The sequence below is a fragment of the Atribacter laminatus genome (assembly GCF_015775515.1).
Taxonomy (GTDB): Bacteria; Atribacterota; Atribacteria; order Atribacterales; family Atribacteraceae; genus Atribacter; species Atribacter laminatus.
In genome coordinates this window covers 2698570-2724622 of the sequence record NZ_CP065383.1, presented here as the reverse complement: position 1 = coordinate 2724622, position 26053 = coordinate 2698570, and the positions used below count along the sequence as shown (strand labels likewise).

Here is a 26053-nt window from a genome sequence, read left to right as displayed (position 1 = left end):
TTCTATTATATCGTATAGATTATTTCCATTTCATGGAAAAGGTCAGACTATTCTCTGGGGAGAAGTCTGGCAAAGCATCGAAATCTAAAGCGGAGTGAATCAGAATAGCTTTAGTTTCTTAGAAATCAGCGACAAAAATATATTATAACGTTAATGAAGAAAAAAACCTATAGGTTCATTGAAAATATATCATAATATATTAATCAAACAAAGGTGAAAATTCAACCAGCTCACATTGGCTATAGAATAAAGCAAGGTCAATACATAAAAATTACCTATCAATTGAGAAATTTCACAATTGAGCTTCATACGTCACCCAAGCGAAGCTGGGGATCAGGTTCCAAGTCGAGAGGGCTAATCCTTCCGAAGGAAAAATGAAAAGAGCCACAACTTCCTATCATAGCAGCGTTATCAGTACATAAGGCTGGTGATGGGAGATAAACTTTTATGTTGTTTTGAAATCCTTTTTGTGAAAAAAGCGAACGGAGGGAGCTGTTCGCTGCTACTCCACCTCCCAGCGATACACTTCGAATACCGGTTTTTTTAACAGCTCGGATGGTTTTTTTCCAGAGAGTACGAACCACACTTTGCTGAAAGGATGCCAAAAGATCGTTGATTCCCTTTTCATCTTTTTTGGAAGAATCAGAAAGCTGGTCATAAGCTCGAATAACCGCAGTTTTGAGACCGCTGAAGCTGAAATCATAATTTTCTTGATCTTCTAACCCTCCCCGAAAATGGAAGCGAGTTGGATTGGCGTTGCTTGCTCGATTGTCAATTAAAGGGCCGCCTGGATAGCCGATTTTCAGATATTTAGCTACCTTATCAAAAACTTCTCCGGCAGCATCGTCACGAGTTCGTCCTAAATGAACATATTTGCCCCAGTCTTGAACCACGGTTAACTCGGTATGCCCTCCTGAAACGATGAGTGAAATGAAAGGTGGGGTAATGTCTGGGTGGTCCAATCGAGAAGCAAAAAGATGTCCTTCCAAATGATTGACGGCGATGAAGGGTTTTTGATGGAGGATAGAGAAAGTTTTCCCCATACAAAGTCCCATTAGCAGTGATCCAGTTAACCCTGGGCCACGGGTTACTGCAATTAAATCGATATTTTTTAGAGTGAGATTGGCCTGTTGAAAAGCCTGTTCTAAAGCCGGAATCAAATATTCCAAATGGCGTCGGGATGCGACTTCTGGAACAACTCCACCAAAACGACGATGAATATCGATTTGACTGGATATTACATTGGAGAGAATAGTATTCCCATTTTTTATAATAGCGACACAGGTATCATCGCAACTAGTTTCAATTGCCAAACAGTACATGATAATCCTTTCTTTTTAACTTTCTTGACTCATGATTTTTTTCATAATGATGGCATCTTCACCATCAATGTAGTATTTTTTTCGAATTCCAACGGCAGTAAAACCCAGAGAATGATAAAGATTTTGGGCAGGGAAATTGGAAATTCTTACTTCAAGAAAAACTTCATGACAACCCTGATTCAAAATTAGGTTCAGAGCGTGTTTGAGGAGTTGCTTCCCCAATCCCTGACGGCGATAATCGGGATGTATGGCAAAAGTGGTTATGTGAGCTTCTTCGAAAAGATACCAATAACCTATGTAACCAATCACCTTTCTTTTCAGGCGAAGAACTAGGTAAGTTGCCAGACGGTTGGTAAATTCGCTCATAAAAAGAGATAAACTCCAGGGCTGGGGGAAAGATTTCTTTTCTATAGCTAAAACCGCTGATAAATGGATTGGTTTCATCTTTTCAATGGCATAGGGTTCGGTTGGGAAAGGAGAGTTATTCATGCTCAAAGACTCGCGATCCGTATAAAGGTTCAGCGCTTTCTTCGAAGAATTCAGAATCATTCTTTTGAACAGAAATATCTCGACTTTCCATTAATTCAATAAGGTTAATGGAATCAGGTTGCGATTTATCCGGGTGAAGGCATTGAAATTGGCTGGTTTGAAAAAGGCTATAGAGTTCTTGCCAAGGAGTAATAATCAAAACATCTTTAGGAGAATAAAGCTTCATAATATTTGAACAGGGTCCAATTTGTATTTTAACTTGGCGATCCGATTGTTTATGAAAGTTTGACTTAAATTCGGACCAGAAGACTTCATTCTTTTTATGAAAAATTACCGGAAGAATAATCAAATCTTCATGGGGTGAGACGAGCCTACTTCCCTGGTAAGCTAACATCTCCAAAGTGGAAAAACCATATAAAGGACAATTCAAGCTGTAAGCCAAAGAACGGCCAGTAATATTGGTTATTTTTATTCCGGTAAAAGAACCAGGGCCGCGACCGATAACGATCCGTTCTGGTGGAAAGTTTGAAAAGAGCCCCCTTTTTTGCATTTTCTCTAAAGATTGAATCAGAATCCGGGAATGGTCGGCAATGACCTGGGATCGATGCTGATAGATAATCTCGGAACTGTTTCCTAAAGATAAAGTCAGCCAGGGAGTACTGGTATCCAAGGCGAGAGTATTCGGTAATGGATTATTTTTCATAATCTTGATAAAAGATTTCGATGAGTCGATTTTTTTCATTAGTTTCGGTTAATTTAACCACAAAATAAGGAGGAGGAAAATGAGCTAAAAAACGTTCACCCCATTCAATAACAGTAAAAGAATGCGAGGTTAAATATTCCTCGATCCCCAGCTGTTCAACCTCCTGCCAGTTTTCGAGACGATAAAAATCCATATGGTTGAGAATATAAACCGGGCCATGATATTCATTGATTAAAGCAAAGCTTGGACTAATCACCTCATGGCTGGAAATACCCAGTGCTTGAGCGATCCCTTTGGTAAAATAGGTTTTTCCAGCACCTAACTGACCGGATAAAAGAATGGGAATTCCCGGTTGAAAATAGGTCTGAGTAAAATAACCGGCAATTTTCATGGTTTGGGCTTCATTGGATGATGATTGAGCATCAAGGTGAGTCATACCACAATCCGATTTTTAATCCGAATAAAACTACATAAAATTTCGTGAGGAATGGTTTCTGCCCAGGCAGCCATCTCTTCCGCTCGAATTTCATCAGGTCCATCTGATCCAAGAATTGTAACCAGATCTCCCCTTTTCACATCAGGGAGAGAGGTTACATCTACCATCATTTGATCCATGGAAATAACTCCTAAGCATTTGGCTCGTCGTCCTTTGATTAAAACCTCCATTCGGTTTGAAAGACGGCGCAAAAGCCCTTGAGCATAACCGATAGGAATAACTGCCAATCGGGTCGGACGTTGGGTAATGCAGGTTCCACCATATCCAATACAACATCCCGATGGAAGGTTTTTTAAAAGTTTAACCCGGCTTTTTACCCTCATCACTGGTGATAACCCAAGTGATCGGACTGGAGAAGGGTCCTGGATGGGCGAAACACCAAATAACGCAATTCCTACTCTCACCATATCGAGGTGATAATGGGGGAAAAAAAGGAATCCTGCGCTGTTACAGCAATGCTTTTCTAAATTTTGAATTGGGATCTGTTCCGATAGGGATTTATTCTGTAAAAATTTCTGAAAAATCTCAAACTGCTGGTGGGTATAAGCAGGATCATTTTCTGAACTGGCAAAGTGGGTCATTACACCTTTTAGACGCAAATAGGGGTGATGACTTATTTGCTTGATGAATGATTCATCCAGCTCCCCCGGAAGAAAGCCCATTCGATACATCCCCGAATCAATTTTTAAATGAAATTCCAGCTCTTGTTGATTCAATTGAACAGCAGATTTCAGCTGATTCCATTCATCTCGAGAGGAAAGGGCGGGTGTTAAGTGATTTTTAAAAATTCCAGGAATTTCCTGGTTTATGAATCCTCCTAATAAATAGATGGTCCCTTTGATTCCTAATTGCCGGAGAGCTTCACCCTCTTGAACGGTAGCAACTCCAAAGCGATTCATGCCCCACTTCTGAAGGAGCAAAACGCTTTCTATGCCATGCCCGTAAGCATCTGCCTTGACTACTCCGATTATTCGGGAAGCATTGGGGATGCTTAGATGCTGTAGTATTCGATTAAAATTATTATGGAGCGATCGTGAGTCAATCTCTATCCACAATGGGTAATCGGTATTCACAATTTTTAACCACCTTTATAGCGTATGGGAGATAAGATGCTAGATCACTGGCAAGAAGTTGAGGAGACTGTTTTTGATATAAATCAGCTGTTAATCCATGGAGAAATACTCCGGTCACGGCACTGATAAACGGAGACCTCCCTTGAGCTAATAAAGAAGCAATAATTCCAGTTAAAACGTCTCCACTCCCAGCAGTAGCGAGATTGGGATTCCCCGTCGGGTTGATAGCAATTTCTCCCTGGGGAGATACAACAATGGTTCCCGGTCCCTTTAAAACGGTAATACAGTTAAAGTATTGAGACAAAGCACAACTCGCGGCGATTCGATTTTCAGCAATTGAAGAAGCCGAGCGGTTAAGGAGTCGACCCATTTCACCTTCGTGAGGAGTGAGAATCCAACCTTGTAAACGATTTTTCCAAAACTCCCGGTTTACAGCGATGGCATTTAAGGCATCAGCATCGATCACACCCTTGACTGGTGATTTTTCAATGACTTTTTCAATAAAGTATTTGGATGACCAAGACGAACCTAAACCAGGACCAATGGCAATTGAACGGCATTTTCGTTGTAAGATGGCTTTACATATTTCATCGGCATGATGAGGCAAATATTCCCACTGAAAACTATTTTTATTGTCGGAAAGAATGGTGCTCACCACTTCAGGAATTGAAGTTTTTACTAAAGGCGCAAGTTGAGGGTTGGTAGCCCAAATAACCATCCCTGCTCCGCTTCGATAAGCGGCTTGACAGGTTAAAAGACCAGCTCCAGTCATAGCTGGGCTTCCTGCAACTATCATAACAACCCCGGTACTTATTTTATTGCTGAGAAAAGCTTTCTCTGGCAAAAAGGGACGTATGAAATCAGGCGTGATTAGAAAGCCTTCTTGGGGAACAATTCCCGGTTCTCGATCAAAAGGGATTCCGATATCAGCAAGATGAATAGTTCCACAGTATTCACGAGCAGGAGCGACTACCAATCCCCTCTTGATCATTCCTAAAGTAATGGTATGGTGGGCTTTCACTGCCCTTCCCATGATTTTCCCCCAGGTCGCATCGATACCCGAAGGGACATCAACGGCAATAATCATTGATTGCTTGGCTTCATTGATAGCATCGATTACTACTTGAAAAATGCCTTCAACATTTTTTGATAGTCCTGTACCAAAAAGAGAATCAATTATCAGAGTTCCTGGCTCGAAACCGAGTGGATTTTCTGGGAAGACTCGCTGTATCGGTATACCGATTCGCTGACAGATTTCATAATTAAGAGCAGAATCGTTTTTTAAGCGCTCGGGATTTCCTGCTAAAAAAATGGTAATAGGCAATGACGGATAACGAAGATTGAGATGACGGGCAATGACCAATCCGTCACCTCCATTGTTTCCCGGGCCACAGATCACCGCCACTTGTTTCCATGATTTCTCCATTCCAATGCCTTCGATTTTTTCGACAATATTTCTTCCGGCATTCTCCATGAGGAGCTGAGTCGGAATCCGGTAGGATTCGACTAACCTTTTTTCCAGTTTTTGCATGGATTCGGAAGTAATAAGTTTCACTGTTAAGCCTCGGTATTATCTATGAGCCTTTCCACTCCCACCGCCACAGCGACCACCATCTCGGCAGTATGGGAAAGGGATAGAGATATGCTTTCAAATTTTTGCTTTAATGGTTCCTCGGTTAAAGAAATCCAAGGCTTTCCTGAAGGGTGATGAAAAACCTGGATATGTTTCCAACTGGGATTCAGATTCTTTTGAAGAAAGATTTTTTTAACGGCTTCCTTCACGGCGAAGAGCGAAGCGACACCTTCTATAAAACGCCGCTCGCTCCCGCCACGGTAATATTCAAGCTCAGCTGAGGTGGCAATTCGGTTTACAAACCTTTTTTCACATCGGCTAAGAGTTTTTTTCACTCTCGAGAGATTGATAAGATCAATTCCAACATATACCTTTGGATTCATCCTGCCTCTTCTTTTTCTTTCTTGGCTTTTTGAATAATACCCTCGGCAATCTGGCCTGGAACTTCCTCGTAGTTGGAGAAGGTCATTTTATAGAACCCTCGGCCTTGAGTAATAGAACGAAGGTCCACAGAATAGCGAAAAATTTCAGCCAACGGGACATTGGCTCGGATGAGCTGATAACCATCCTTTGGATCCATCCCCAAGATTCTGCCTCTTCGGCTGTTAATATCGCCGATAACATCTCCCATGAACTCTTCGGGAACGGTGATTTCAAGGTTCATAATTGGCTCCAGCAGAACTGGATTGCATTCCAGACATCCCTTTTTTAAAGCCATCGAGCCAGCAATTTTAAAGGCCATATCCGATGAATCGACTGGGTGGAAAGATCCGTCGTAAACGGTGACCCGGATATCGATGACTGGATAACTGGCTAAAACTCCTTCCAACATTGCTTCCTGAACACCCTTTTCCACCGAAGGAATATAATTACGGGGGATAGCTCCACCCACAATTTTATCAACGAATTCGAAACCCTTGCCGCGAGGAAGCGGTTCGAGTTCCAGCCAACAATGACCATACTGCCCTCTCCCGCCTGATTGTCTTTTATATTTCCCTTCCACCTTGGTGGTTCCCTTGATAGTTTCCTTATAAGGAACTTTTGGAATAGCCAAACCGACTTCCACACCAAATTTACGTTTCATTTTCTCGATTAATACGTCGAGATGAATATCCCCATAACCATAAAGAACATCTTCTTTGGTATCGGGGTCACGAACCTCTTTGATGGTAGGATCTTCTTCCAATATTCGGCTGATTCCTAAGCTGATTTTATCTTCATCACCCCGTCCAAGAGGTTTAATGCTTGATAAGTAATTTGCCTCTGGATATTCCAGATTAGCAAAAACAATTGGATTTTCCTTTTCTGAAAGGGTATCTCCGAGATAGATTTCGTTGATTTTGGCGATGGCACCTATATCTCCCGGTCCGATTTCGGTCACCGATTCCTGGTTTTTGCCTCGTAAGGTCAGTATCTGTCCCACTTTCTCTTCAGTTTCACGGGAAGCATTGAACAAACGGGAGTCAGAAGTTAATTTTCCAGAAAAAACTCTCACTAAAGCCAACTTTCCTACATAGGGATCACTGATAATTTTATAGACGTAAGCCGAAAAAGGCTCGGCTTCATTGTTTTTTCTATCTATTTCTTCTTTGGTTTTCGGATTAATTCCTCGAACGGGAGGACGGTCAAGCGGAGATGGGGCGTAATGAGACAAAGCATCTCCAAGAAGAGTAACTCCTCGATCGGTTAAACCAGACCCACATAACACTGGAAAGAGCTTTCGCTGTAAGATTGCTTGGCGAAGAGTTTCTTTAAGGAGTTCGGGTTCGATGGTTTGTCCTTCCAAATACATGTTTAATAATTCATCGTTGGTTTCGGCAATATTTTCGACTAAGAAGTCATGAATTTCCTGAGCCTGATTTTGAAGGTCTGCCGGTATGGCATCTTCCTTAAATGATTTTCCATCGGCTTGGAAATACAAGGCTTTCATTGCTAAAACATCGACGACACCCTGAAAATTGCTTTCTTTACCAATTGGGATGTATAATGGAGTTGCTTTAGCCGAGAGTTCATTTTGTATTTCACCTAAGACTTTATCAAAATTGGCACCCTCTCGATCCATTTTGTTGATAAAAAGGAAAACTGGGAGCTGATTTTGCTCCAAATACGCCCAGCTCCGCTCTACTCCAACTTCAACTCCAGAAACTCCGCAAACCGGGATTAATCCACAATCGACCGCACGAAGTGCACCTAAAACATTTCCGACAAAATCTGCGTATCCGGGAGTATCAATCAAATTAATTTTCTTTCCCAGCCATTCAAAGGGGAGCACTGATAGATCGATTGATATTCCTCTTTTTATTTCTTCTGGCTCCCAATCGGATACGGTGTTTCCTTCTTCAACTTTTCCCTTTCGGGAGATGAGACCTGAATGAAAAAGTAACGCTTCGGCAAGAGTGGTTTTTCCTGCACCGGCATGTGAAAATAATCCCACGTTTCGAATGTCTTTACTGTCATACTTTTTCAAATTAATTTCCTCCCTTCACCGTCTTAACATTATCAATTGGTTTTATTTCTTCAAGGATAGCACCGGGTATGGCATCTCCTGATAGGTTTTGCTGGGTGGTGATAATAGGAATAGGTGTTGAGTGATCCCACACCTTATGCCAGCTATATCCTACTTGGGCATAATTTTCACTTAATAAATAAAACCATAAAGCAACAGCAAAACCAATAGCATACCATTTGGTTTCCCGGTCATGATGATACCAGGTTTTAATTTTTTTCCAGCTATTTTTTATCAATTTAATAATATCAGAGATTTTAATCATAGTTTTCGATAGAGAATTCTTAGCATTTTTTTCAAAGTACTCGTCTCAACATCCCAGGCCATTTTACCCTGAACTGCGATCGATACTTTCCCAGTTGTTTCTGAAACCACCAAAGATAGAGCATCAGTTTGTTCGGTGATACCGATTCCAGCTCGGTGCCGGGTTCCAACTAATTTTTTAACCTCGGTTTTTTCTGCTAAGGGGAGAATGCAACCGGCAGCAATAATCCGGTTTTCTTTGACAATCACTGCTCCATCGTGCAGCGGTGATTCGGTTAAAAAAATTGAATAAACTAATTCGGATGAAAATACGGCGTCAATGGCAATGCCAGTTTGAAGAAAATCGCGTAAATCGTTGTTCCTCTCTAATACGACCAAAGCTCCAACTTTCTTACGAGAGAGCGTTTGACAGGCAATGGTAATTTCGTCGATAAACTTGGTTCGATCTTCCTCGCTGTGAAAAAAGAAACGGGACGTGCTATCCGGTCGGTGGTAAGCCCGATTAACATAGAGACGGCGAAGCTCAGGTTGAAAAACAATAAAAGCCCCGCCAATATAGGCAACAAGAATAACCTTCCATATAAAATTGAGTTCTTTTAACCCGGAAAAATTGGCCAACCCGGCAATGATAAAAAAGACCATGAGGAATTTTAAAACCGAATAAAGCGAAGTGCCCTTGGTGATAGAAAACAATCGAAAAGATAAGTATAAAATGAGAATAAGTTCGATTATCCATCGCCAGTGCACAGAAAGATTCAAAAGATAACTCCTCCGCTAACTCATAATCAATGCCAGCAAAGCCTTTTGAGCATGAAGTCGGTTTTCGGCTTCATCAATTACGACTGAATGGGAACCATCCATAACTTCATCAGTAATTTCCAGATTTCGGTGAGCTGGCATGCAATGGAGTACGATCGCATCGGGTTGAGCTTTATCAAGAGTATTTTGGTTAACCTGAAGTTTTTGGAAATGACGAATCCTTTCCTCCATTTCATTTTCTTTTCCCATACTTGCCCAGACATCAGTATAAATAACATCGGCATCCTGTGCGGCTATATCTGGATCGGCTTCATAAACTATGGTCGCTCCTGAGTGACTTCCCTTTTCTTGAGCCCAATCCCATATTTCGGTTTGCGGTTGATAGTTGTTGGGAGAACAGATGGTGAGATTGAGCCCCAGGACTCCGGCTGCTACCAGCCAGGAATGGCAGACATTGTTTCCATCACCAAAATAAGAAATTTTTTGACCTTTAAGAGTTCCTTTTTTTTCTAAAATGGTCAACATATCTCCTAAAATTTGACAAGGATGATGCAGGTCAGAAAGTCCATTAATAATCGGAATTACAGAATACTTTGCCATTTGGATGAGGTTATCATGGCTGAAAGTACGAATCATAATCGCATCAACCATACGGTCGAGAACCATAGCTACATCCTTAATTGCTTCCCTCTTTCCCAAACCCACTTCTTGAGGTCCAATGTACATTGCTTTTCCACCCAGTTGATGAATTGCCATTTCAAAAGAAACCCGGGTCCGTAAAGATGGTTTTTCAAAAAGCATGGCCAGGGTTTTTCCGGAAAGGATTTCGATCTTCTCTCCTATCATCCAGCGTCTCTTTAAAACAACTGCCGTTTCTAAAAGGTAATAAATTTCATCGGCTGAATAATCGGCTAGATTTAAGAAATCTCTTCCTTTAAATACCCACCTCATAGTACCCATCCTTTCTCATTCAATGTAGCGTTTCTGGATATAGGGCGATAAAAATGCCCGCAGTACAGTTCCATACCCAGCTTGAAATCGGACTAAATCACCAATCCGATAATCATGCTGACTTTCTTCACAATCTAAAACTAAATAATTGCTGGTTGCTCCAATTATTGTAACATTTCTGTCTTCGAAAAATAACTGCGTATCATCAATGTCTTGCAGTCCGACCGCAACTAACGCTCGTTTCCGAGGATAGTTATTTTCACTGGAAATCTTGCAAGCCCGACCAAAGGCATCAAATCCTCGATCTGTGGAGTCAGGAAGCTTGCTTTTTATTTCCACAATTTCAGCTTCGATGTGGAAAGCTCCCTGTTGCAGCCAATTAAGATTTCTTTTTCTGCTGATATCACTACCGAAGAGAAAAGCTTCTCCGCAACGAATCTGACCTACCGGAGGTGGTTGGGAGTATTCCTCCCAAAGGGAAAAGAAAGTCGTTCCGCCAACTGATATAAAAAGATGAGGATTATGTAGGAATATTCGGAGTTGATTTCTCAAAGAGTTTAATTTTTCGAGTGTTGTTATTTGAGGAAGGACTCCACTCAAACATGCTAAGGAGGTTCCAATACCAACTATAGTAAGATCATTGAAAGAGACAACCTGGTCAATATTATTGAGTAGTTCCTCCGGAAGAAATCCCTCTCTTCCATCACCAGTTTCGATAGCAAGGATAACCGACGATCGGGCATGCAATTGCTTGGCTTTCTGATTAAAGAGGTTGAGAATTTCTATTTGGGAAACCATAGGAATTATTTGGTTTTCAAGGATTACATCGATTTCTTCTTTCATGGGAAGACGGATTAATTGATATTGAGCTTTATGGCCATACCGATCGATCAATTTTATCAGATTGGATATATTGGAATCAGCGAAAGTTTGAATTCCAGAATCATAAAGCAGGTCGGTTATTTTGGAATCGGCACAAAAGCCTTTGGTGACAGCGACCGGTTTCAGCATCCACTGGGAGCATTTTTTTTGAAGGGTTTCGATATTTTGTTTCAGCTTAGATAAATTAATTTCAAGAAACGGATACAAACCAATCACCACCAAAACCTTTCCTATTTTGACCGGCAATCTTGAAAAACCTAAATTCACCTGAAACAAAAAGAGCCCCCGGACTTCGGGGGCTCCAATAATTAAAAATTTTACCGTTTAGAGAATTGAAAACGAGCCCGAGCTGAACGCTGTCCGTATTTTTTCCGCTCTTTCATCCGAGGATCACGAGTCAAGAGTCCAGCTTTTTTTAAAGTTGGTTTCAGATTTTCATCAATTTTGATTAGTGATCTGGAAATTCCCAAAGCCATGGCCCCTGCCTGACCGCTTAGGCCTCCGCCTTCTACCATGACGTTGACATTAAAGCGGCTATCACTCCCGGTCAGGGTTAACGGACGGATGGCTAATATTTGAAGAACTGGTTGGGGAAAATAATCTTTTAATTCTCTGCCGTTTATAACTACTTTACCACTTCCCAAAGTTAACCACACCTTGGCGATCGATGTTTTTCTTCTCCCGGTTGCGTAATATTTCATATCCATACTCACGTCATTCACTCCTTAGATCAAGAGGAATCGGGTTTTGGGCTGCGTGGGGATGGGAATCGCCAGTATAAACTTTTAACTTGCTGATAATGCGGTTTCCCAGCTTATGATGGGGAATCATCCCCCATACTGCCTTACGAATCACTTCCTCGGGTTTTCTTTTCATTAAATGCTCCAATGTTTCTTCTCGAAAGCCGGAGGGATAACCGGTGTGATGTCGATATATTTTATTGGAGAGCTTTTTTCCGGTAACCCGGACTTTGTCGGCATTAACGACAATAACAAAATCACCAGTATCAAGGAAGGGCGTATACATCGATTTGTTCTTCCCTAATAGAATTTTGGCAATTTGGCAGGCCATTCTCCCCAGTACTAAGTCCTGGGCATCAACGACATACCATTTTTGCTGAATATTTTTAAATGATGGAATATATGTTTTCGGAACCATAAACACCTTCTCCTCCGCGCATATTAGAACATACGAATTTTAATGAACGTTCCGCCAAATGTCAAGTGCCTATCGATTATACCACAGTCAATCAATCGATACACCCTATTCTCTTTTGTTTTTTAAAAATTAAAAAATTTTTTCGTCAATAATTAACAACAGTTTTTTTCATAGACCGTGCCATGATGAGTAAAAGAATCCATCCTAATAAAGCTGGTAATGTGTACCATAGAATTGCGGTACGGAGGTTGGTAAAATCAGCCAGTACTCCAAATAATCCAGGACCAAAGGCATTGGTCAGGGTCATGAATCCCATCAAAAAGCCAAACCCCATTCCCTTTCCTATGGAGCTGGTGAGCGTTGAAACATAAATGTTTTGAACGGGTGAAAAACCCAACCAAAAGCCCCCTAATAAGAAAAGAAGCATATAGACCAAGAATAGCTGATGAGTGATACCTAAAAAGAAAATGATCGGTGCGATCATTCCCGATAAAAAGAGTAATATAGCCAGTTGGTTGTAACGATCGGATAAAATGCCAAAAGTGAGCGCAAAAATCATGCCACCGAGGAATATCAATCCGGTTCCATAATTAGCGATATCAACAGGAAGATTGAATTCTCGAACTAAATAGGTGGGGGCAAAATTAACAATAGCGGTGATACTGAGGATCCGAAGCGACAAACCGATAAAAAATAGTGAGATGATTTTAAGCGAAAAACCGGGAACTGTTTTTTTGCTTTGGGTGGTATCAGATAGCTTTGAATTATCCTGTTTGGGAACTGGATTTCGAATGAAGAGAAAAGCCAACCAAACTCCAGGAATAGCAGTGAGGAAGAAAATTCCTCTCCAATCCACCCTTTGAAGAAGTGAACCGAAAAGAAAGAATACCCCTAAAATTCCCACTACTCCCCAAAATTCAAAAAATCCATAGATTTTCCCTCTTTTTATCTTAGCGTTCTCATCGACCGCTGCGTACATAGAAGGATGATAAGTGCTCACGCCAACAGCAGCTATTAATAGAGTGGCAATTAAGGTGCCTTCAGTATGACTAAACCCGGATAAAAAGAAACCTAATGAAGCTAAAATAAAACCCAAACTGATAATTGCCCAACGGGAAAAGCGATCGGAAAAATGTCCAAAAATGAGAGAGAAAACGGCAATGGTTAAAAGAAAGGCAGTGAGTATTCCACCTGCCCATCCATAACCAAGTTTAAATTCGTCAAGAATAACGGGAAGGACGGCAGGGATAACAAACCAATAAATATCGTTTACCGCATGGCTGGCATGACTGAGCATGGTGAAACTGTTGATTGGATTTCATCCCCTTTCATGGCTATTGATAATAAAGTTTATTGCCTTCAGGCTGCATGGTGGTTGTCTATCCTGAAAACCCACTGGCATGATAAATCAAACCCCTACCAAAGAATATAAAATTGTAGGGGCATAATGTAATGTATTTTGTCCATTCTTTAACTAAAGTAGCGACATGCCATGGCATGCCGAATCTTGGATTTTCATCCCATCTGGTGCTGCTAGGCAGCATGAGGGTCTGTTCTTTTTTAGATACTATATAAGCTTAAAGAGTTTTCAAGAAATTGACAAGGGAAAAATTGAATGATTGAAATCCTTATCAGTTAATGATAGAATTTCCTTCGTTATTTGGAATTCAATTGTATAGGGTATGAGGTGAAAAAATGCCAAATGTAAAATCAGCAATTAAAAATTTAAGACAAAGTCAAAAAAGAAGAATTCAAAATCTCAGCGTGAAAAGCTCAACCAAAACCATGATTAAAAAATATTTACAACTGATCGAAGCTGGGAAAATTGAGGAAGCCCGAGATTACTTACCGGTTGTTCAAAAGCAACTGGACATGGCTGCTACTAAAAAGGTTTTTCACAAAAACAAATCCTCCCGAATTAAATCCCGTTTGGGGAAGAAGTTATTTGTTCCGGCTGAGGATGGAGTGTCGGAGTCCTAATCGAAGTTAGATCGATAAAATCCAACATTAGAATTGAAAAATCGCTATTGGTGGTTTTAAGTAGCCTGTCCATTTGACGAAGAGAATCAAATAAGTTCGTTATTTCGGATGGGCTATATTTTTTACTGTAGGTTTTAATTTTTCGAATTTCGAAAGGACTCACTCGGTTCTTTTTCCATAAATCCTGGTTTTCTATTCCAGTTATCAGAACTTGTGCCATCAAACGAAAGCGGCGAGCAATCATTGATACCAGCAGATGAGAAGGATAATTAATTTTTAGAAGAGAAAAGAAATATTTGGTCGCAAGTTGAGTATTGCGATCGCTAAGAGCATCTAAAAATCGAAACAAAAGAGTCTTTTCGCTTTTTTCGAAAAAGAGCTCTACATCCAAAGGTATTAGCTTCGGTAAGAATTCGGTTTGACGAATAAAACCCATGATGTCTTCCTCGCCAAGATTGTATTCTACCCAATATTTATAAAGACTTTTGATGACCGCTGCAGGAAGGCTAGAAAGCTTCTTTCCAGCAGTTTTTTCAATCCACTTAGTAAACTCCCTTTCACCAAACCCTACTTGAATTATTGTGGCATTCTTCCATGGTTTGGTTAGTTCACTTTCGGTTAAATAAAGAAATATTAAATTGGCGGAGAAAGATATTTTTTGATTCATTTCGAAGGCAACTTTTTCTGAGATCCCATCAAGAAGAATTATTTCCTTTTCTGGAAACAATTTAGGTAGCATTCTTTCCGCTTCCATTTCCTTCCAGGTTTTTTCATTGTCTACCCGATAGACGATATTGGTTTTAAATTTGGTTTTTATCTGAGGAAAATAATGCTGTTCCCAAAAATGACGACTGATATTGAGTGAAATGAGAAAAAAATATTGGTTGCTGGGAATATTACTGGTGATCCATTTTTGAAAAGTCGTTTTTTCCATGAACGATACCCTTCCAGTTTGTTCTTTGAATGAGAAAACCAACTGCACCATGAGAATCAGTCCGATAGTAGGGTATTTCTAAATCGTTTAAAAGCTTCAAGGTACGTTGGTCGGGATGGCCATAACGGTTTTCACCCGTAGATATTATAGCAAGAGATGGCCGAACCTGTCGGATAAGTTGAGCTAAGTCGGTTGTATAAGACCCATGGTGAGGAATAATTATAACCTCCGATTGAATTTTGTCTTCTCCGGCTTTAAGAAGTTGATGAATTCCCTCCTCTTCTATATCACCACAAACTAAGCAAGAAAAATTCTGAATGGAAAGTCTATATACCAATGCTTGGTCATTTTCTTTAAACCCAGAAATCGGAATAATTTCTATTTGATAGGGATGGTGATGCTTTGAAATGGTGGGAGAGTCAATTGGAGTTGTTATTATACCTCCTTCCAACTGGTTTTCGAAACGTCCGTAGATCCCCGAGACATCATATACTTCGGTTAAACTTTGAATTCCTGCCGTGTGGTCCTGATGATAATGAGTGAGATAAACTGACTGGAGTTGATGGATGCCATAATTTTTTAGGAAAGGGAGCAAAATGGTGTATCCAGTATTCCCGTAAGTTCTGATGACTCCCCCGGTATCAATACAAATAGCCTGATTATCAAAAAGACCGACCAACGCTAACCCTTGCCCGACATCCAAAACCCATACCTGGAACTGAGATTGTACAGAGAAACCGAATAAGATTAATATTAATGACAAGAAAATCATACTTCCCAGAAGGATAATTTTTATTTTTTTCGTCATGAACAAAGTAATTAAGAATGATAAAGATACCCAGAATACCCAGCCGAAAATTCGTTGCTTTTCGACATCAAAATTCCAAAAGAGATGAGGAATATTATTCTGGCTCCACTCCGACAGTGTTATTAGGATTCGAATTAAAAAGCGAATTAAGTGAGAAAAGACGTTGGTCAAAGGTGGAACCCACGAAACAAAAATGGAAATAAAATTTATGAGAATTGAAAGCTGAGCAATGGGAATTAGAATCAGATTGCTGGTCCAAATGAGACTGGAAAAAGAGAGGTGGTTAAGAATAAGAAGAGGAAGCGTAAAAAGAGAAACAGCCGTTGAGAGTAAGGTACCATTGATTATCCATCGAAGTAATTTTGTAGATTGGGTGGAAATTGGGTTTAGAGAACTCATAAGAATAATTGCCAGAGTTGATACAAATGAGAGTTGACATCCAGGTTGGAAAATAATTTCCGGTTGGAGGAAAAACATCACCAGAAAGGCAATAGAAATGAAATGAATTGAGAAGGTGTTGCGACCTATTTGCTTGGTTACAAGATAAAGGGCGAACATAAGAAAAGCTCGAAAGGCAGATGGGGCAATACTGCAGAAAAAAAGATAAAGGAGGCAGAAAAGAATACTCGTGCCCATGGCTAAAGGCTTTGGGCAACGGATTTTTTGTAAAACGAAGAAAAGAATACCTCCTAAGATAGTGAGATGGAGACCAGATATGCAAAAAGTATGGTAGATGCCAGTTTCCTGTAAAAGAACAGTATTATCTTGAAAAAGATCATTTTTTTCTCCCCAAAGCATGGCAGCAAAATAGGGATATTCAATGCCCAGTTTAATCCTCCAATGATTGGATAAGGCTTTTCTCTTTTGTTCAAAGCACGATAGGAAATTATTCCAAAAAGTATTGTTGCCGATCGGGTAACATTTATATACTTGAATTTCGCCAAAAATTCTTTTTCGCCTCCAATAGGTTTGAAGATTGATGCTTCCGGGATTGGAGCAAGCTAAAAAAGGCTGAAAAAGTCCGGTTACCTCCACTCTCTGAAATAAAAATTGGTCGAGATCTAATTCTGGATTTTTTAGTAGGAGAACCGGCCGATATCCCGAAAATGATTCGATTTTGCTCAAATAGTATTTTTCATTGATCCGCTGAATTGTCCCCTGATAAGTTACCTTTGTGCCTTGGACCAAGCGAAAAGCATTTATGGGAATCTGGTAAGTAAAATAATGGATGAAACCGGCAAACATCAGCCAAAAGAGGCAATTAGCAAGACTAAACCAAAGAGAATATTTATAAAGAAAGATTTGTCCAAAAAAGCCCAAACCAAATAAAACGATTATCAATAATAGGGATAAATTAAAATACTCTTGAAGAAAAAAACCAATGATAATCCAGATACTAAAAAGGAAAGCCGGATAACGAAAGAATTTGTGAAAAACATTTGGAGGAATGGTTTTATTGGTAATGGATAATAAATAATTGTATTCAGAATCGGATCTATCGTATGATTTTAAATTCATAACTTATATTTATAGTATTTTAATTTAAGATGACACTGTTAAAATGTATTTTTATTATAACGTAATAATATAATACCCTATTACTAATATTGTTGAGAATACCCTTGACTTTGGTTTTTAAATATTTTTGTTTTTGAGAGATTGAGGATGAAAAGAGGTATGGGGAAAAGAAATGGAACTCGCCCATAGAGGTTGAGTTCCATTTGAATTCAAAATTCCCTCATCGTTGCCTTTCCAATCGGGAAAAAATTATAAAATTGGTTTTCCTTTAAAAGGAATGAGAAACCAAACCGGAGGCTTTTCCCGAACTACGGAAAAGCTCCATTTTTTGTTTAAGGGCTTTTTTCATGGCCGTAGTTGCCTGAGCGAGATGTTTTTCAAAAGCGATATCATCGGGTGCATTTGATAGTGAACTTCTCAAAGATCGGGTAAAGGCTGCTTTCAAATCACTGTTAATATTGATTTTAGCAATTCCATGGTCAATCGATGATAGAAGCTTCTCTTCAGGAGTGTCTGATCCACCATGTAATACCAGAGGAACTGCAACTTTCTTGCGAATAGCAATTAAACGATCGATGTCGATAGTTGGTTTTTTTCGGTATAATCCATGGGCAGTGCCGATAGCCACTGCCAGGGCATCAACTCCGGTTTTATTTACAAAATCCAAGGCTTGATCGGGATCGGTGAGCCCGGTGGTTTCGGTGTCCAGTTCTTCGGTTCCCGTTTCCCCCTCGGTTCCTCCTACCAAACCTAATTCAGCTTCAACGGCGATATCAACTGCATGGGCAACTCGAACTATTTCTCGAGTAATTTCTACGTTTTCTTCATAGGGTAAATGGGAGCCATCAAACATGACCGAATTGAAACCAGAAGCAATTGCTTTGATAACTATTTCAAATGAATTGCCGTGATCAAAATGGAGACCAATCGGAACCTTGCTCAAATAAATTTCTCGCAAAATAATTGAACATAATCGTTCCATGCCGGCATAATCAGTTTCAACTGTACCGAACATGATAATTATTGGCGATTGGTTTTCCTGGGCAGCTTCAACCAACCCTCTGGTATATTCCATGTTGAAGGTGGTATAAGCTCCAATTGCATAGTGTTCTTGTAAGGCGTAGTGCAAAAGATTTTTAAAAGGTGCTAAAGCCATTTATCTTGTCTCCCTTCTCTTTATGAAAGAGTAATTTTTGTGAATTTTTAAAATTTGATAGGATGATCAACCCTCTTTTCTATCCTGAAAATATAACAACGTTTTGTGTTTCCGTCATCCTGAGCGGTACTTTCCCGCGTGAGGATCTCATTTTTAGGTTCTTTCTTCATAAATACTTTAAAGGATGAGATTCTTACGTCGCATAATACGCTCCTCAGAATGATGGATTGGGTGGATGAGATTGCTTAGCTGTACTCCTGCAATAAAGATATGGTTTGTTTTCCCTTCAGGACCTGGTCAGGGGGCGAGGAATTTTATTCCCTCCAAGGTAAGCAGCACGAATCCTCTCATCATTCTTTAAATCTTCCGGTTTGCCTTGAACGGGGATTTTTCCTGTTTCTAATATATAGGCATAATTAGATATGCTTAGAGCTTTTCGGGCATTTTGTTCGACCAATAAAATTGAAACCTTTTCTTCTTGGTGGATTTGTCTGATTACTCGAAATATTTCTTGAACGATTATCGGTGCTAATCCTAATGAAGGCTCATCCATGAGAAGAATTTGCGGTTTGCAGATAAGTCCTCGGCCGATAGCGAGCATCTGCTGCTCACCCCCAGAAAGTGTCCCAGCTAGTTGTCTTCTTCGCTCTTTTAAAATGGGAAAGAGTTCAAAGATCCATTCCTTGATTTTATTCATTTCCTTTCCCATCGGCTGGTTTCGAACTCCATAGCCTCCTAAATTAAGATTTTCATCAACTGTTAGAGTTGCAAATACTCTTCTTCCTTCCGGAACATGAGAGATACCATAAACAATTCTCTGATAAGGAAGGATAGTAGCGAGATTTTTCCCTTTTAAAAGGACATTTCCGCTTCTAATGGGAATTAAGCCTGAGATGGCCTTTAATAAAGTGGTTTTTCCAGCTCCGTTGGACCCTAAAACCGCCACGATGTTCCCACGGTTGAGTTCAAGTGAGATCCCCTTCAGTGCTTGAACTGCCCCATAGGAAACATTTAAGTTCTGGATAGCAAGCAGTAGATCCACCCTACTCTTCCTCCTTCCCCAGGTAGGCTTCAATAACTACTGGATGATTATAAATATCTGCTGGAACACCCTCGGCTATTTTTGATCCCATGTCCATTACCGCAATCCAGTCGGATACACCCATCACGACATTCATATCATGTTCAATCAAGAGAATGGTGAAGCCTTCAGATATCAAGCTTTGAAGGAGCTCCATCAAATCTTCCGATTCTTTGTCGTTCAATCCCGAAGAGGGTTCATCCAAAATGAGCAGTTGGGGAGAAGTAGCCAGAGCTCGGGCAATTTCTAAATACCGTTGTTTTCCATAGGGAAGATTTCTTGCCAATTCGTTCCGATATTCCCAGAGACCGACCTGATGAAGGCGATGAGAGGAAATTTCAACAATGGTTTTTTCTTCTTGGTATTGAGTAGGAGTTCGTAAAATTGCTGACCAATAGTTAGTCCGGGCATGGCAATGAGGTCCGGACATTACGTTTTCCAGACAAGTCATGTTAGGAAATAAGCGAATGTTTTGAAAGGTACGGGCTATTCCCTTTTGAACGATTTGATGGGGTTTCAATCCGGTGATTTCTTTATTTTGAAAGAAAACCTGACCCTGACTGGGTCGGTAAATTCCGGTGATGATGTTAAAAAGGGTGGTTTTTCCGGCACCATTTGGTCCAATCAAGCTGGTTATTTTTTTGGGTTTGACATGGAGATCGAAAAAGTTCACCGCAGTAAGACCGCCAAAATGAAGGGTGATTCGTTTTGTTTCCAGAATCGCGGAGGAATCAGGATTGGTGATTTTAGGAAGAGAGGCTCGAAGGTTTTGAACTCGATTCTGGCCGTTTTGAACCAAGATTTCATCCGGTTGAGGAAGATTTCGAATTCCTAAGCCTTCCAGTCCTACGTGTCCTCTTCTTCTGGGTAGTATCCCTCCGGGACGGAAAATCATCATGACCATGAGAGCAGCGCCAAAAAATAGCAGGCGGAAGCTGGCAAATTGTCGAAAAATCTCGGGAAAAACCACGATAACAGCAGCACCAAAAAGAGTTCCGGGTACCGAGCCCAATCCACCTAATAAGACAATGCAAAATAGTAATGCCGATTCCATAAAGAGGAAGCTATCCGGTGAAATGATCATCATTTTCGAGGCATAGACATTCCCGGTTATGCCGGCTATAGCTGCGCCTAAAACAAAAGCCAGAAGCTTATAAGAACGGACATCGATTCCATTTAGTTCGGCGGCAATTGCGTCTTCGCGAATATAGTTCCAGGCTCGGCCGATTCGGGAACGCTGCAATCGAATCAAGGCAATAATGGCTAAGGCAATCAGTCCCCAGATGAGATAATAAAAATGAGTCGAACTTAATATCATCAACGGGCCAATTTGGGGGACGCCGATTCCAGTAATCCCGTTGGGTCCGTTGGTTAAGCCCCAGGGATTGTTGACAATAATAATGCGAACAATCTCTCCGATTCCTATGGTGACAATGCAGAGATAGTCTCCACGCAAATGAATGACTGGTGACATAACAAGATAGGCGAAAGCTCCTGCCATAATCGCACTCAAAGGAAGTAAAAGCAAAATGGGAATATTAAATTGAGTGTTTAAGATGGCTGTTGTATAAGCACCGATTGCGTAGAAAGCAGTATGGCCTAGATCGAAGAGTCCTACTTCACCCAGAACGATATTGAGACTCAAACCCAGTAAAGCGTAAATACCCACAAAAAAAGCCACGTCAATCCAATAATCGTTCATAAAGGGAAAAAATGGCAGCAACAGAAAGAGAAGAACGATCAAACCACTGAACCACTTCTGGATAATTGGAGAACGTTGTGGTTTATGAGAATCATTACTAACTTGGGAGTTGTGAATGCGTTGTTGAAAAATATGGGTCAGGTCCATTTCTATTTATACCTTTTCTGCAATTTTTTCACCGATAAGTCCGGTTGGTCGCCAAATGAGGACCAGAATCAGAACGATAAAAATGAAACCGTCTTTCCAAGCTCCTCCACCGGGAAAATAACCGGCGAAAAGCGACTCCATGATTCCCAACAGTAACCCTCCAATCATGGCACCCGGTATATTCCCTATTCCTCCTAATATGGTTGCGGTAAAGGCTTTGAGACCATAATTCCACCCCATGTTAAATTGGATCGATCGATAATACATTCCATTCATCACGCCCGCCATGCCTCCTAAAGCCGGCCCCAAGGCAAAGACGAAGAAAATTACTTTACGGATATCAATCCCTAACATGGTGGCGGTTTCCCGATCCAAAGCAGCTGCTCGAACCGCAGCGCCAAAGGTGGTTTTTTCCACAACATAATAAATGACTGCCATCAGAAAAAACGAGAAAAAGAGGATGAAGACTTTTAAAAGGGTGATGTGAATCCCAAAGAAGTCAAAAGCCGCTGAAGGAACAACTTCACTGGGATAGGCTTGAAAACGTGGTCCCCACACTGCCATGATTCCATTTTGAATGAATATTGACATTCCTAAAGCTGATACGACTAAGGGCAGCCTTCCAGCTGGATAAACCGGCCGATAGGCTGCCTTTTCTACTAAAATTCCAGCCATAGCGACAGCAATAAAGGTGATAAGTAAGGTTACTGCCATTCCACCCCAAATCCCAAAGATTTGGGTAATACGACCAGAGCCCCATACCAGAATGGTATACCCAACATAACTCCCAAAAGCAAAGAGATCGCCGTGGGCAAAATTGATGAGTTTCATCACCCCATACACCATTGAATAACCTAAGGCGACTAAGGCATAAAATGAACCAATGGTGAGACCGTTAAGTAATTGTTCGAAAAATATTCCCACGACGAACCCCCAGTGTTATAAGAAATGGTTAATTTTCGATTTAGGGTTGATAGATCTGAAGCTTCCCGTCTTCGTTGTATTCATACATGGCATAGGGAATATCTTTTCGATCACCGCGTTCAGTGAAAAGAATATTTCCGGTAACCCCTTCGGCATTGGTCATCGATCTTAATGCATTGGCGATGTCTTCTGATTGAATTGAGTTGGCATTTTTTATAGCTTGAACTATGGCGAACAAACCATCGGCAGCATAAATCGGCCAGGGAGAAGATGGAATATCGCCGAATTTTGCCTGGTAGGCTTCAAGGAAAACTTTTGATATAGGAGTATCGATGTCTTGAGGCATTGGTTCTTGGGTCATTAATGTACCCTTGGCATACTCGATGCCAGCAATCTTAACAAAGTCATCATTGGGAACAGCGTTACTCCCTACAAAGGGAATGGTTATTCCTGCTTCTCGGCCTTGTCGGACGAGCAAACCAGCTTCGGGGTAATAGGCAGTATAATACCAAACATCCGGTTGGGTTTCTCTGAGTTTGGTAATAGCCGCGCTGTAATCCTTCTCTTTCGGAGTCACCGCGTCGTAATAGACCACTTCGGCTTTTCCCTCTTGAAGGTAAGGTTCCAAGTATTTCAAGGTTTCTTCAGCAACGCCCTTTCCGTAAGTTTGGTTATCGTGCATAATGGCAATTCGTTTCCAGCCCATGGTTTCAACAGCGAATTTTGCAAAAAATTGACCTTGGGAATCATCGCGCCCACAGGTTCGGAAGAAATATTTTCGATCTTTACTCATGGTTAATCTCACTGCAGTGCATCCATAACCGATCGAAACCATTTTGTTTCGTTCGTATAAATCGGCAGCTGGTTCGGTAACCGACGAACCGTAGCTTCCAACAACAGCGGTTACCTTTTGAGAAATGAGTTTTTGAGCGGCTAAGGCACTATCTTTAGGATTGGACGCATCATCGGCGACGATTATTTCTACAGGTCGTCCATTGATACCTCCCTCTTGATTGATGAGTTCGGCGGCAATTTCAACACATTGTTTTGCCATTTGACCTTCAATAGCATAATCACCGGTAATAGGTGCCTGTAGGCCAATAATGACCGGTTCTTCAGCCCAAGATACACTACTAAAGAAAAGAATTCCGACCGCTAAAACCATAAAAAATATCTTATTATTTTTCACTTTTCCACCCTCCTAATATCAATATTTTATTGAGTCTCATTTTTTTCCTTTACCTAATCGATAAATTATAACAAAATATTCAGGATTTTTTTCATACTGTTTTAGGATTTGGGAGAAGTTTTTTATAAAAAGAAAAAAAGAAACCCAAAGTTTATCACGGGTAGAGCGTTTTTTTGTTGAAGCGAAACAGGAAGAAGCTAATATTGAGGTTGAGGGGTAACCAAGACGTCAGGTATGCTCAATTTCAATTTTCCGCTTACCGATGGGCTCAATTTTAGATTGATTTCCGGCTGGAGTTCATCTTTCCAACGGGGTTTGATTTTATAGTGTTGAGGGTCAGGTGGGAAATAGACCTCATAGGAAAGAGTGTATTCTCCAGAGATTGAGAGCGGTTCATTTTTGCTGGATAACTTTTTTCTCGAATCGGTGATTAAGTGAACAATTTCATGGTTTTCACCAAATATTTGAATAAGAATTTCTTTTTCGAGCTTTCGATTTCTTAATTCTGCTGAAAATTCTCTGACCAATTTTTCCAGCTGATTGATGTCTTCTGAGGGAATTTCTTGATGAGAAGCAATTTTATCATTGACTGTATGGAGAATTTCAAAAACAGCCTGGGCACATTCATAACGAGTGAGGGTGGTTTTTTCTGAAGGAAGATTTTGGATTGATAGTTGAAGAGAATATTTCAATTCTAGATCGTGTAAAGCTTGAATTGACCAGTGATGAGAAGGAATTTCGCTAAAAGAATGAGCCAAGACCGCTCCGGGCATGAGAAAAACCAACAAAATTAAAGAGAGGATTTTCATGTCATTTCACCAAATTCAGACCTTTTAATCTTCTTTTATCTTAATTCGAATCAAAAAGTTTCCTATTCATGATAATATTGGATGAAGAAATAATGATATTCTTTTTGATAAATCCTCATAAAGATAATGATTATGGTATGAAATTTATAATCAGGACGGGTGATTTCTTATGACATCCAAATTTAAATTTAATCCTCGTTTTTTAGCCGAAGGAGGGATGGTTTTAGCTCTGGCTTCAGGATTGAGTATGATTAAACTTTTTTCAGCACCCTATGGCGGATCGGTCACTGCTGCTAGCATGGTTCCCATTCTCCTCTTTTCCATCCTTCGCGGGCCCAAGGGAGGATTGTTAGTTGCTTTTATTTATGGAATACTCCAATTTATCTTAGGCCCGATATTTCTAACCCCTCTTCAATTCCTTCTTGATTTTCCTTTAGCATTTGGTTCCTTAGGATTGGCAGGACTGCTGTTATCACCATCTATTTGGGGAAAATTAAACCGTTCTCAACAAATAACACGAGTAATTGGGGCAGTTTGTCTGGGTATTGGAGGCCGGCTGCTGTGCCATTATTTAGCCGGTGTCGTATTTTGGGGTCAATATGCTCCAGAGGGGATGTCACCATGGATATATTCATTGATTTACAATGGAAGTTACTTGGGAATCGAATTCTTGATCAGTGTTTTGGTTATTTGGCTTCTTATCCCCCGTTTTTCCGATTTAGTAAAAAGAAGTCGGGTTTCTTAAGGCCGATAAAACATAGGTTATAATATTTAAAATTATTGATTCTTTTGGGTAGGATGACTTGAAAGGAGGTTAATATTATTGAATCGGCATTGGATAAAGAAACCATCATTCTCGATCTTCATCGGATTTATATTTCTGTTTTTTTTCAATCCACTGCTTTGGGCGGCTAATTCTTCTTCCTTCTTTCAGTTTTCAACCATCAATGCTCTTCTTGAGGGGGTGTATAAGGGAGAATTAACCATTCAAAAGCTCCTACAAAAAGGACAGATAGGCTTGGGAACTTTTGATGCACTCGACGGTGAAATGGTGATAATCGATGGTCGTTGTTTTCGAGTGAATAGCCAAGGAATGGTTGAAGAAGTGACAGCAGATGAGACAACCCCTTTTGCGGCTATTGCTCAGGAACCTTCTTCCAATTCACGTAATTTATTTTTAATTGATTCTTATGAAGAACTTGAGTTGGAATTGAATAAGATGATTGAAAACCCCAACCTGATTTATATTATTCACATTGAAGCTGATTTCCAAACCCTCAAGGCTCGCAGTGTGCACCGACAAACCAAGCCTTACCCGCCGCTTACTGAGGTTACTCCTGACCAGGCAATTTTTGAATTTACAGAAATGAGCGGTGATTTAGTAGGTTTTTGGTGTCCCCAATATTTTGAAGGTATCTGTGTACCTGGCTACCATTTTCATTTTATCGATAAAGACTTGAAACATGGAGGCCACCTGCTGGATTGTTCTTTTTTGTTAGGTTCCGTTCGAGTATCTCCATGTTATGATGTGTTCATGCAGCTTCCTCGCAATCAGGAATTTGCCAGAGCCAATCTTGCTGGCAAGAGGATTGATGAAATTCAACAGGTTGAAAAATAAAAAATCCCCGA

26 protein-coding genes are annotated in these 26053 nt (G+C 40.4%); 3 read left to right on the top strand and 23 right to left on the bottom strand.

Annotated features, from left to right (window positions below; genetic code table 11):
* Positions 1-305: 305 nt before the first annotated feature.
* From tsaD to RT761_RS12135, 15 genes are all read right to left on the bottom strand, one after another.
* Entirely contained in the window at positions 306-1322 is a 1017-nt protein-coding gene (tsaD, locus tag RT761_RS12205; protein ID WP_218111697.1) for a tRNA (adenosine(37)-N6)-threonylcarbamoyltransferase complex transferase subunit TsaD, read from the bottom strand.
* A gap of 15 nt (positions 1323-1337) precedes the next feature.
* Positions 1338-1811: a ribosomal protein S18-alanine N-acetyltransferase gene (gene rimI / locus RT761_RS12200; RefSeq protein WP_246465366.1), complete on the bottom strand. Its 474-nt coding sequence runs from the start codon at positions 1809-1811 to the stop codon at positions 1338-1340.
* Entirely contained in the window at positions 1804-2514 is a 711-nt protein-coding gene (gene tsaB / locus RT761_RS12195) for a tRNA (adenosine(37)-N6)-threonylcarbamoyltransferase complex dimerization subunit type 1 TsaB (protein ID WP_218111695.1), read from the bottom strand. The genes rimI and tsaB overlap by 8 nt, the downstream gene beginning before the upstream one ends.
* Positions 2504-2950, bottom strand: coding sequence for a tRNA (adenosine(37)-N6)-threonylcarbamoyltransferase complex ATPase subunit type 1 TsaE (gene tsaE / locus RT761_RS12190; RefSeq protein WP_218111694.1), 447 nt, complete (start codon positions 2948-2950; stop codon positions 2504-2506). Before tsaE ends, tsaB begins: the two co-directional genes overlap by 11 nt.
* Positions 2947-4083, bottom strand: a complete 1137-nt coding sequence (alr, locus tag RT761_RS12185; protein ID WP_218111693.1) for an alanine racemase — start codon at positions 4081-4083, stop codon at positions 2947-2949. Before alr ends, tsaE begins: the two co-directional genes overlap by 4 nt.
* Positions 4049-5638 carry an NAD(P)H-hydrate dehydratase gene (locus tag RT761_RS12180; protein ID WP_218111692.1) on the bottom strand — a complete coding sequence of 530 codons (1590 nt, stop codon included), beginning with the start codon at positions 5636-5638 and terminating at the stop codon, positions 4049-4051. Before RT761_RS12180 ends, alr begins: the two co-directional genes overlap by 35 nt.
* A gap of 2 nt (positions 5639-5640) precedes the next feature.
* Complete coding sequence (gene acpS / locus RT761_RS12175; protein WP_218111691.1) at positions 5641-6039, bottom strand: holo-ACP synthase; 399 nt, start codon at positions 6037-6039, stop codon at positions 5641-5643.
* The gene (fusA, locus tag RT761_RS12170) at positions 6036-8123 is read right to left on the bottom strand and encodes an elongation factor G (RefSeq protein WP_218111690.1); all 2088 of its coding nucleotides are present in this window, start codon (positions 8121-8123) and stop codon (positions 6036-6038) included. Before fusA ends, acpS begins: the two co-directional genes overlap by 4 nt.
* A 1-nt stretch (position 8124) precedes the next feature.
* Entirely contained in the window at positions 8125-8400 is a 276-nt protein-coding gene (locus RT761_RS12165; RefSeq protein WP_218111689.1) for a hypothetical protein, read from the bottom strand.
* A gap of 23 nt (positions 8401-8423) precedes the next feature.
* Positions 8424-9185: a diadenylate cyclase CdaA gene (gene cdaA, locus RT761_RS12160; RefSeq protein ID WP_218111688.1), complete on the bottom strand. Its 762-nt coding sequence runs from the start codon at positions 9183-9185 to the stop codon at positions 8424-8426.
* 15 nt (positions 9186-9200) lie between these two features.
* On the bottom strand, positions 9201-10136 hold the full coding sequence (argF, locus tag RT761_RS12155; RefSeq protein ID WP_218111687.1) for an ornithine carbamoyltransferase: 936 nt from the start codon (positions 10134-10136) through the stop codon (positions 9201-9203).
* A 15-nt stretch (positions 10137-10151) separates the two neighbouring features.
* Positions 10152-11285 carry an alanine racemase gene (locus tag RT761_RS12150; RefSeq protein WP_246465365.1) on the bottom strand — a complete coding sequence of 378 codons (1134 nt, stop codon included), beginning with the start codon at positions 11283-11285 and terminating at the stop codon, positions 10152-10154.
* Between the two features lie 50 nt (positions 11286-11335).
* Complete coding sequence (gene rpsI / locus RT761_RS12145) at positions 11336-11725, bottom strand: 30S ribosomal protein S9 (RefSeq protein WP_218113422.1); 390 nt, start codon at positions 11723-11725, stop codon at positions 11336-11338.
* 7 nt (positions 11726-11732) lie between these two features.
* Positions 11733-12176 carry a 50S ribosomal protein L13 gene (gene rplM / locus RT761_RS12140; RefSeq protein WP_218111685.1) on the bottom strand — a complete coding sequence of 148 codons (444 nt, stop codon included), beginning with the start codon at positions 12174-12176 and terminating at the stop codon, positions 11733-11735.
* A gap of 145 nt (positions 12177-12321) precedes the next feature.
* Complete coding sequence (locus RT761_RS12135) at positions 12322-13473, bottom strand: MFS transporter (protein WP_218111684.1); 1152 nt, start codon at positions 13471-13473, stop codon at positions 12322-12324.
* 398 nt (positions 13474-13871) lie between these two features.
* On the opposite strand from RT761_RS12135, the gene rpsT reads away from it, so the two are divergent.
* Positions 13872-14156 carry a 30S ribosomal protein S20 gene (gene rpsT / locus RT761_RS12130; protein WP_218111683.1) on the top strand — a complete coding sequence of 95 codons (285 nt, stop codon included), beginning with the start codon at positions 13872-13874 and terminating at the stop codon, positions 14154-14156.
* Here rpsT and RT761_RS12125 read toward each other — a convergent pair.
* The 8 genes from RT761_RS12125 to RT761_RS12090 form a co-directional block, all read right to left on the bottom strand.
* Positions 14095-15090, bottom strand: coding sequence for a DNA polymerase III subunit delta (locus tag RT761_RS12125; protein WP_218111682.1), 996 nt, complete (start codon positions 15088-15090; stop codon positions 14095-14097). The genes rpsT and RT761_RS12125 overlap by 62 nt on opposite strands.
* Positions 15053-17416 carry a DNA internalization-related competence protein ComEC/Rec2 gene (locus tag RT761_RS12120; protein ID WP_218111681.1) on the bottom strand — a complete coding sequence of 788 codons (2364 nt, stop codon included), beginning with the start codon at positions 17414-17416 and terminating at the stop codon, positions 15053-15055. Before RT761_RS12120 ends, RT761_RS12125 begins: the two co-directional genes overlap by 38 nt.
* 268 nt (positions 17417-17684) lie before the next feature.
* The gene (locus RT761_RS12115; protein WP_218111680.1) at positions 17685-18572 is read right to left on the bottom strand and encodes a class II fructose-bisphosphate aldolase; all 888 of its coding nucleotides are present in this window, start codon (positions 18570-18572) and stop codon (positions 17685-17687) included.
* A gap of 286 nt (positions 18573-18858) precedes the next feature.
* On the bottom strand, positions 18859-19605 hold the full coding sequence (locus tag RT761_RS12110; protein WP_343073788.1) for an ABC transporter ATP-binding protein: 747 nt from the start codon (positions 19603-19605) through the stop codon (positions 18859-18861).
* A gap of 10 nt (positions 19606-19615) precedes the next feature.
* Positions 19616-21502, bottom strand: a complete 1887-nt coding sequence (locus RT761_RS12105; RefSeq protein ID WP_218111678.1) for a branched-chain amino acid ABC transporter ATP-binding protein/permease — start codon at positions 21500-21502, stop codon at positions 19616-19618.
* A 6-nt stretch (positions 21503-21508) separates the two neighbouring features.
* Positions 21509-22426: a branched-chain amino acid ABC transporter permease gene (locus RT761_RS12100; RefSeq protein WP_218111677.1), complete on the bottom strand. Its 918-nt coding sequence runs from the start codon at positions 22424-22426 to the stop codon at positions 21509-21511.
* A 40-nt stretch (positions 22427-22466) separates the two neighbouring features.
* A complete protein-coding gene (locus RT761_RS12095) occupies positions 22467-23615 on the bottom strand; it encodes a branched-chain amino acid ABC transporter substrate-binding protein (protein ID WP_218111676.1) in 1149 nt (382 codons plus the stop codon).
* A gap of 197 nt (positions 23616-23812) precedes the next feature.
* Positions 23813-24424 carry a hypothetical protein gene (locus RT761_RS12090; RefSeq protein ID WP_218111675.1) on the bottom strand — a complete coding sequence of 204 codons (612 nt, stop codon included), beginning with the start codon at positions 24422-24424 and terminating at the stop codon, positions 23813-23815.
* Between the two features lie 169 nt (positions 24425-24593).
* On the opposite strand from RT761_RS12090, the gene thiT reads away from it, so the two are divergent.
* Together thiT and budA are read left to right on the top strand one after the other, a co-directional pair.
* Positions 24594-25169, top strand: a complete 576-nt coding sequence (gene thiT / locus RT761_RS12085) for an energy-coupled thiamine transporter ThiT (protein ID WP_218111674.1) — start codon at positions 24594-24596, stop codon at positions 25167-25169.
* 78 nt (positions 25170-25247) lie between these two features.
* A complete protein-coding gene (gene budA / locus RT761_RS12080; protein ID WP_218111673.1) occupies positions 25248-26042 on the top strand; it encodes an acetolactate decarboxylase in 795 nt (264 codons plus the stop codon).
* Positions 26043-26053 lie beyond the last annotated feature (11 nt).

Coding starts and splice junctions, on each gene's coding strand:
- tsaD (WP_218111697.1), bottom strand. CDS start 1,322: ATGTACTGTTTGGCAATTGAAACTAGTTGCGATGATACCTGTGTCGCT.
- rimI (WP_246465366.1), bottom strand. CDS start 1,811: ATGAATAACTCTCCTTTCCCAACCGAACCCTATGCCATTGAAAAGATG.
- tsaB (WP_218111695.1), bottom strand. CDS start 2,514: ATGAAAAATAATCCATTACCGAATACTCTCGCCTTGGATACCAGTACT.
- tsaE (WP_218111694.1), bottom strand. CDS start 2,950: ATGACTCACCTTGATGCTCAATCATCATCCAATGAAGCCCAAACCATG.
- acpS (WP_218111691.1), bottom strand. CDS start 6,039: ATGAATCCAAAGGTATATGTTGGAATTGATCTTATCAATCTCTCGAGA.
- argF (WP_218111687.1), bottom strand. CDS start 10,136: ATGAGGTGGGTATTTAAAGGAAGAGATTTCTTAAATCTAGCCGATTAT.
- rpsI (WP_218113422.1), bottom strand. CDS start 11,725: ATGGATATGAAATATTACGCAACCGGGAGAAGAAAAACATCGATCGCC.
- rplM (WP_218111685.1), bottom strand. CDS start 12,176: ATGGTTCCGAAAACATATATTCCATCATTTAAAAATATTCAGCAAAAA.
- RT761_RS12135 (WP_218111684.1), bottom strand. CDS start 13,473: ATGCTCAGTCATGCCAGCCATGCGGTAAACGATATTTATTGGTTTGTT.
- rpsT (WP_218111683.1), top strand. CDS start 13,872: ATGCCAAATGTAAAATCAGCAATTAAAAATTTAAGACAAAGTCAAAAA.
- RT761_RS12125 (WP_218111682.1), bottom strand. CDS start 15,090: ATGGAAAAAACGACTTTTCAAAAATGGATCACCAGTAATATTCCCAGC.
- RT761_RS12120 (WP_218111681.1), bottom strand. CDS start 17,416: ATGAATTTAAAATCATACGATAGATCCGATTCTGAATACAATTATTTA.
- RT761_RS12115 (WP_218111680.1), bottom strand. CDS start 18,572: ATGGCTTTAGCACCTTTTAAAAATCTTTTGCACTACGCCTTACAAGAA.
- RT761_RS12105 (WP_218111678.1), bottom strand. CDS start 21,502: ATGGACCTGACCCATATTTTTCAACAACGCATTCACAACTCCCAAGTT.
- RT761_RS12090 (WP_218111675.1), bottom strand. CDS start 24,424: ATGAAAATCCTCTCTTTAATTTTGTTGGTTTTTCTCATGCCCGGAGCG.
- thiT (WP_218111674.1), top strand. CDS start 24,594: ATGACATCCAAATTTAAATTTAATCCTCGTTTTTTAGCCGAAGGAGGG.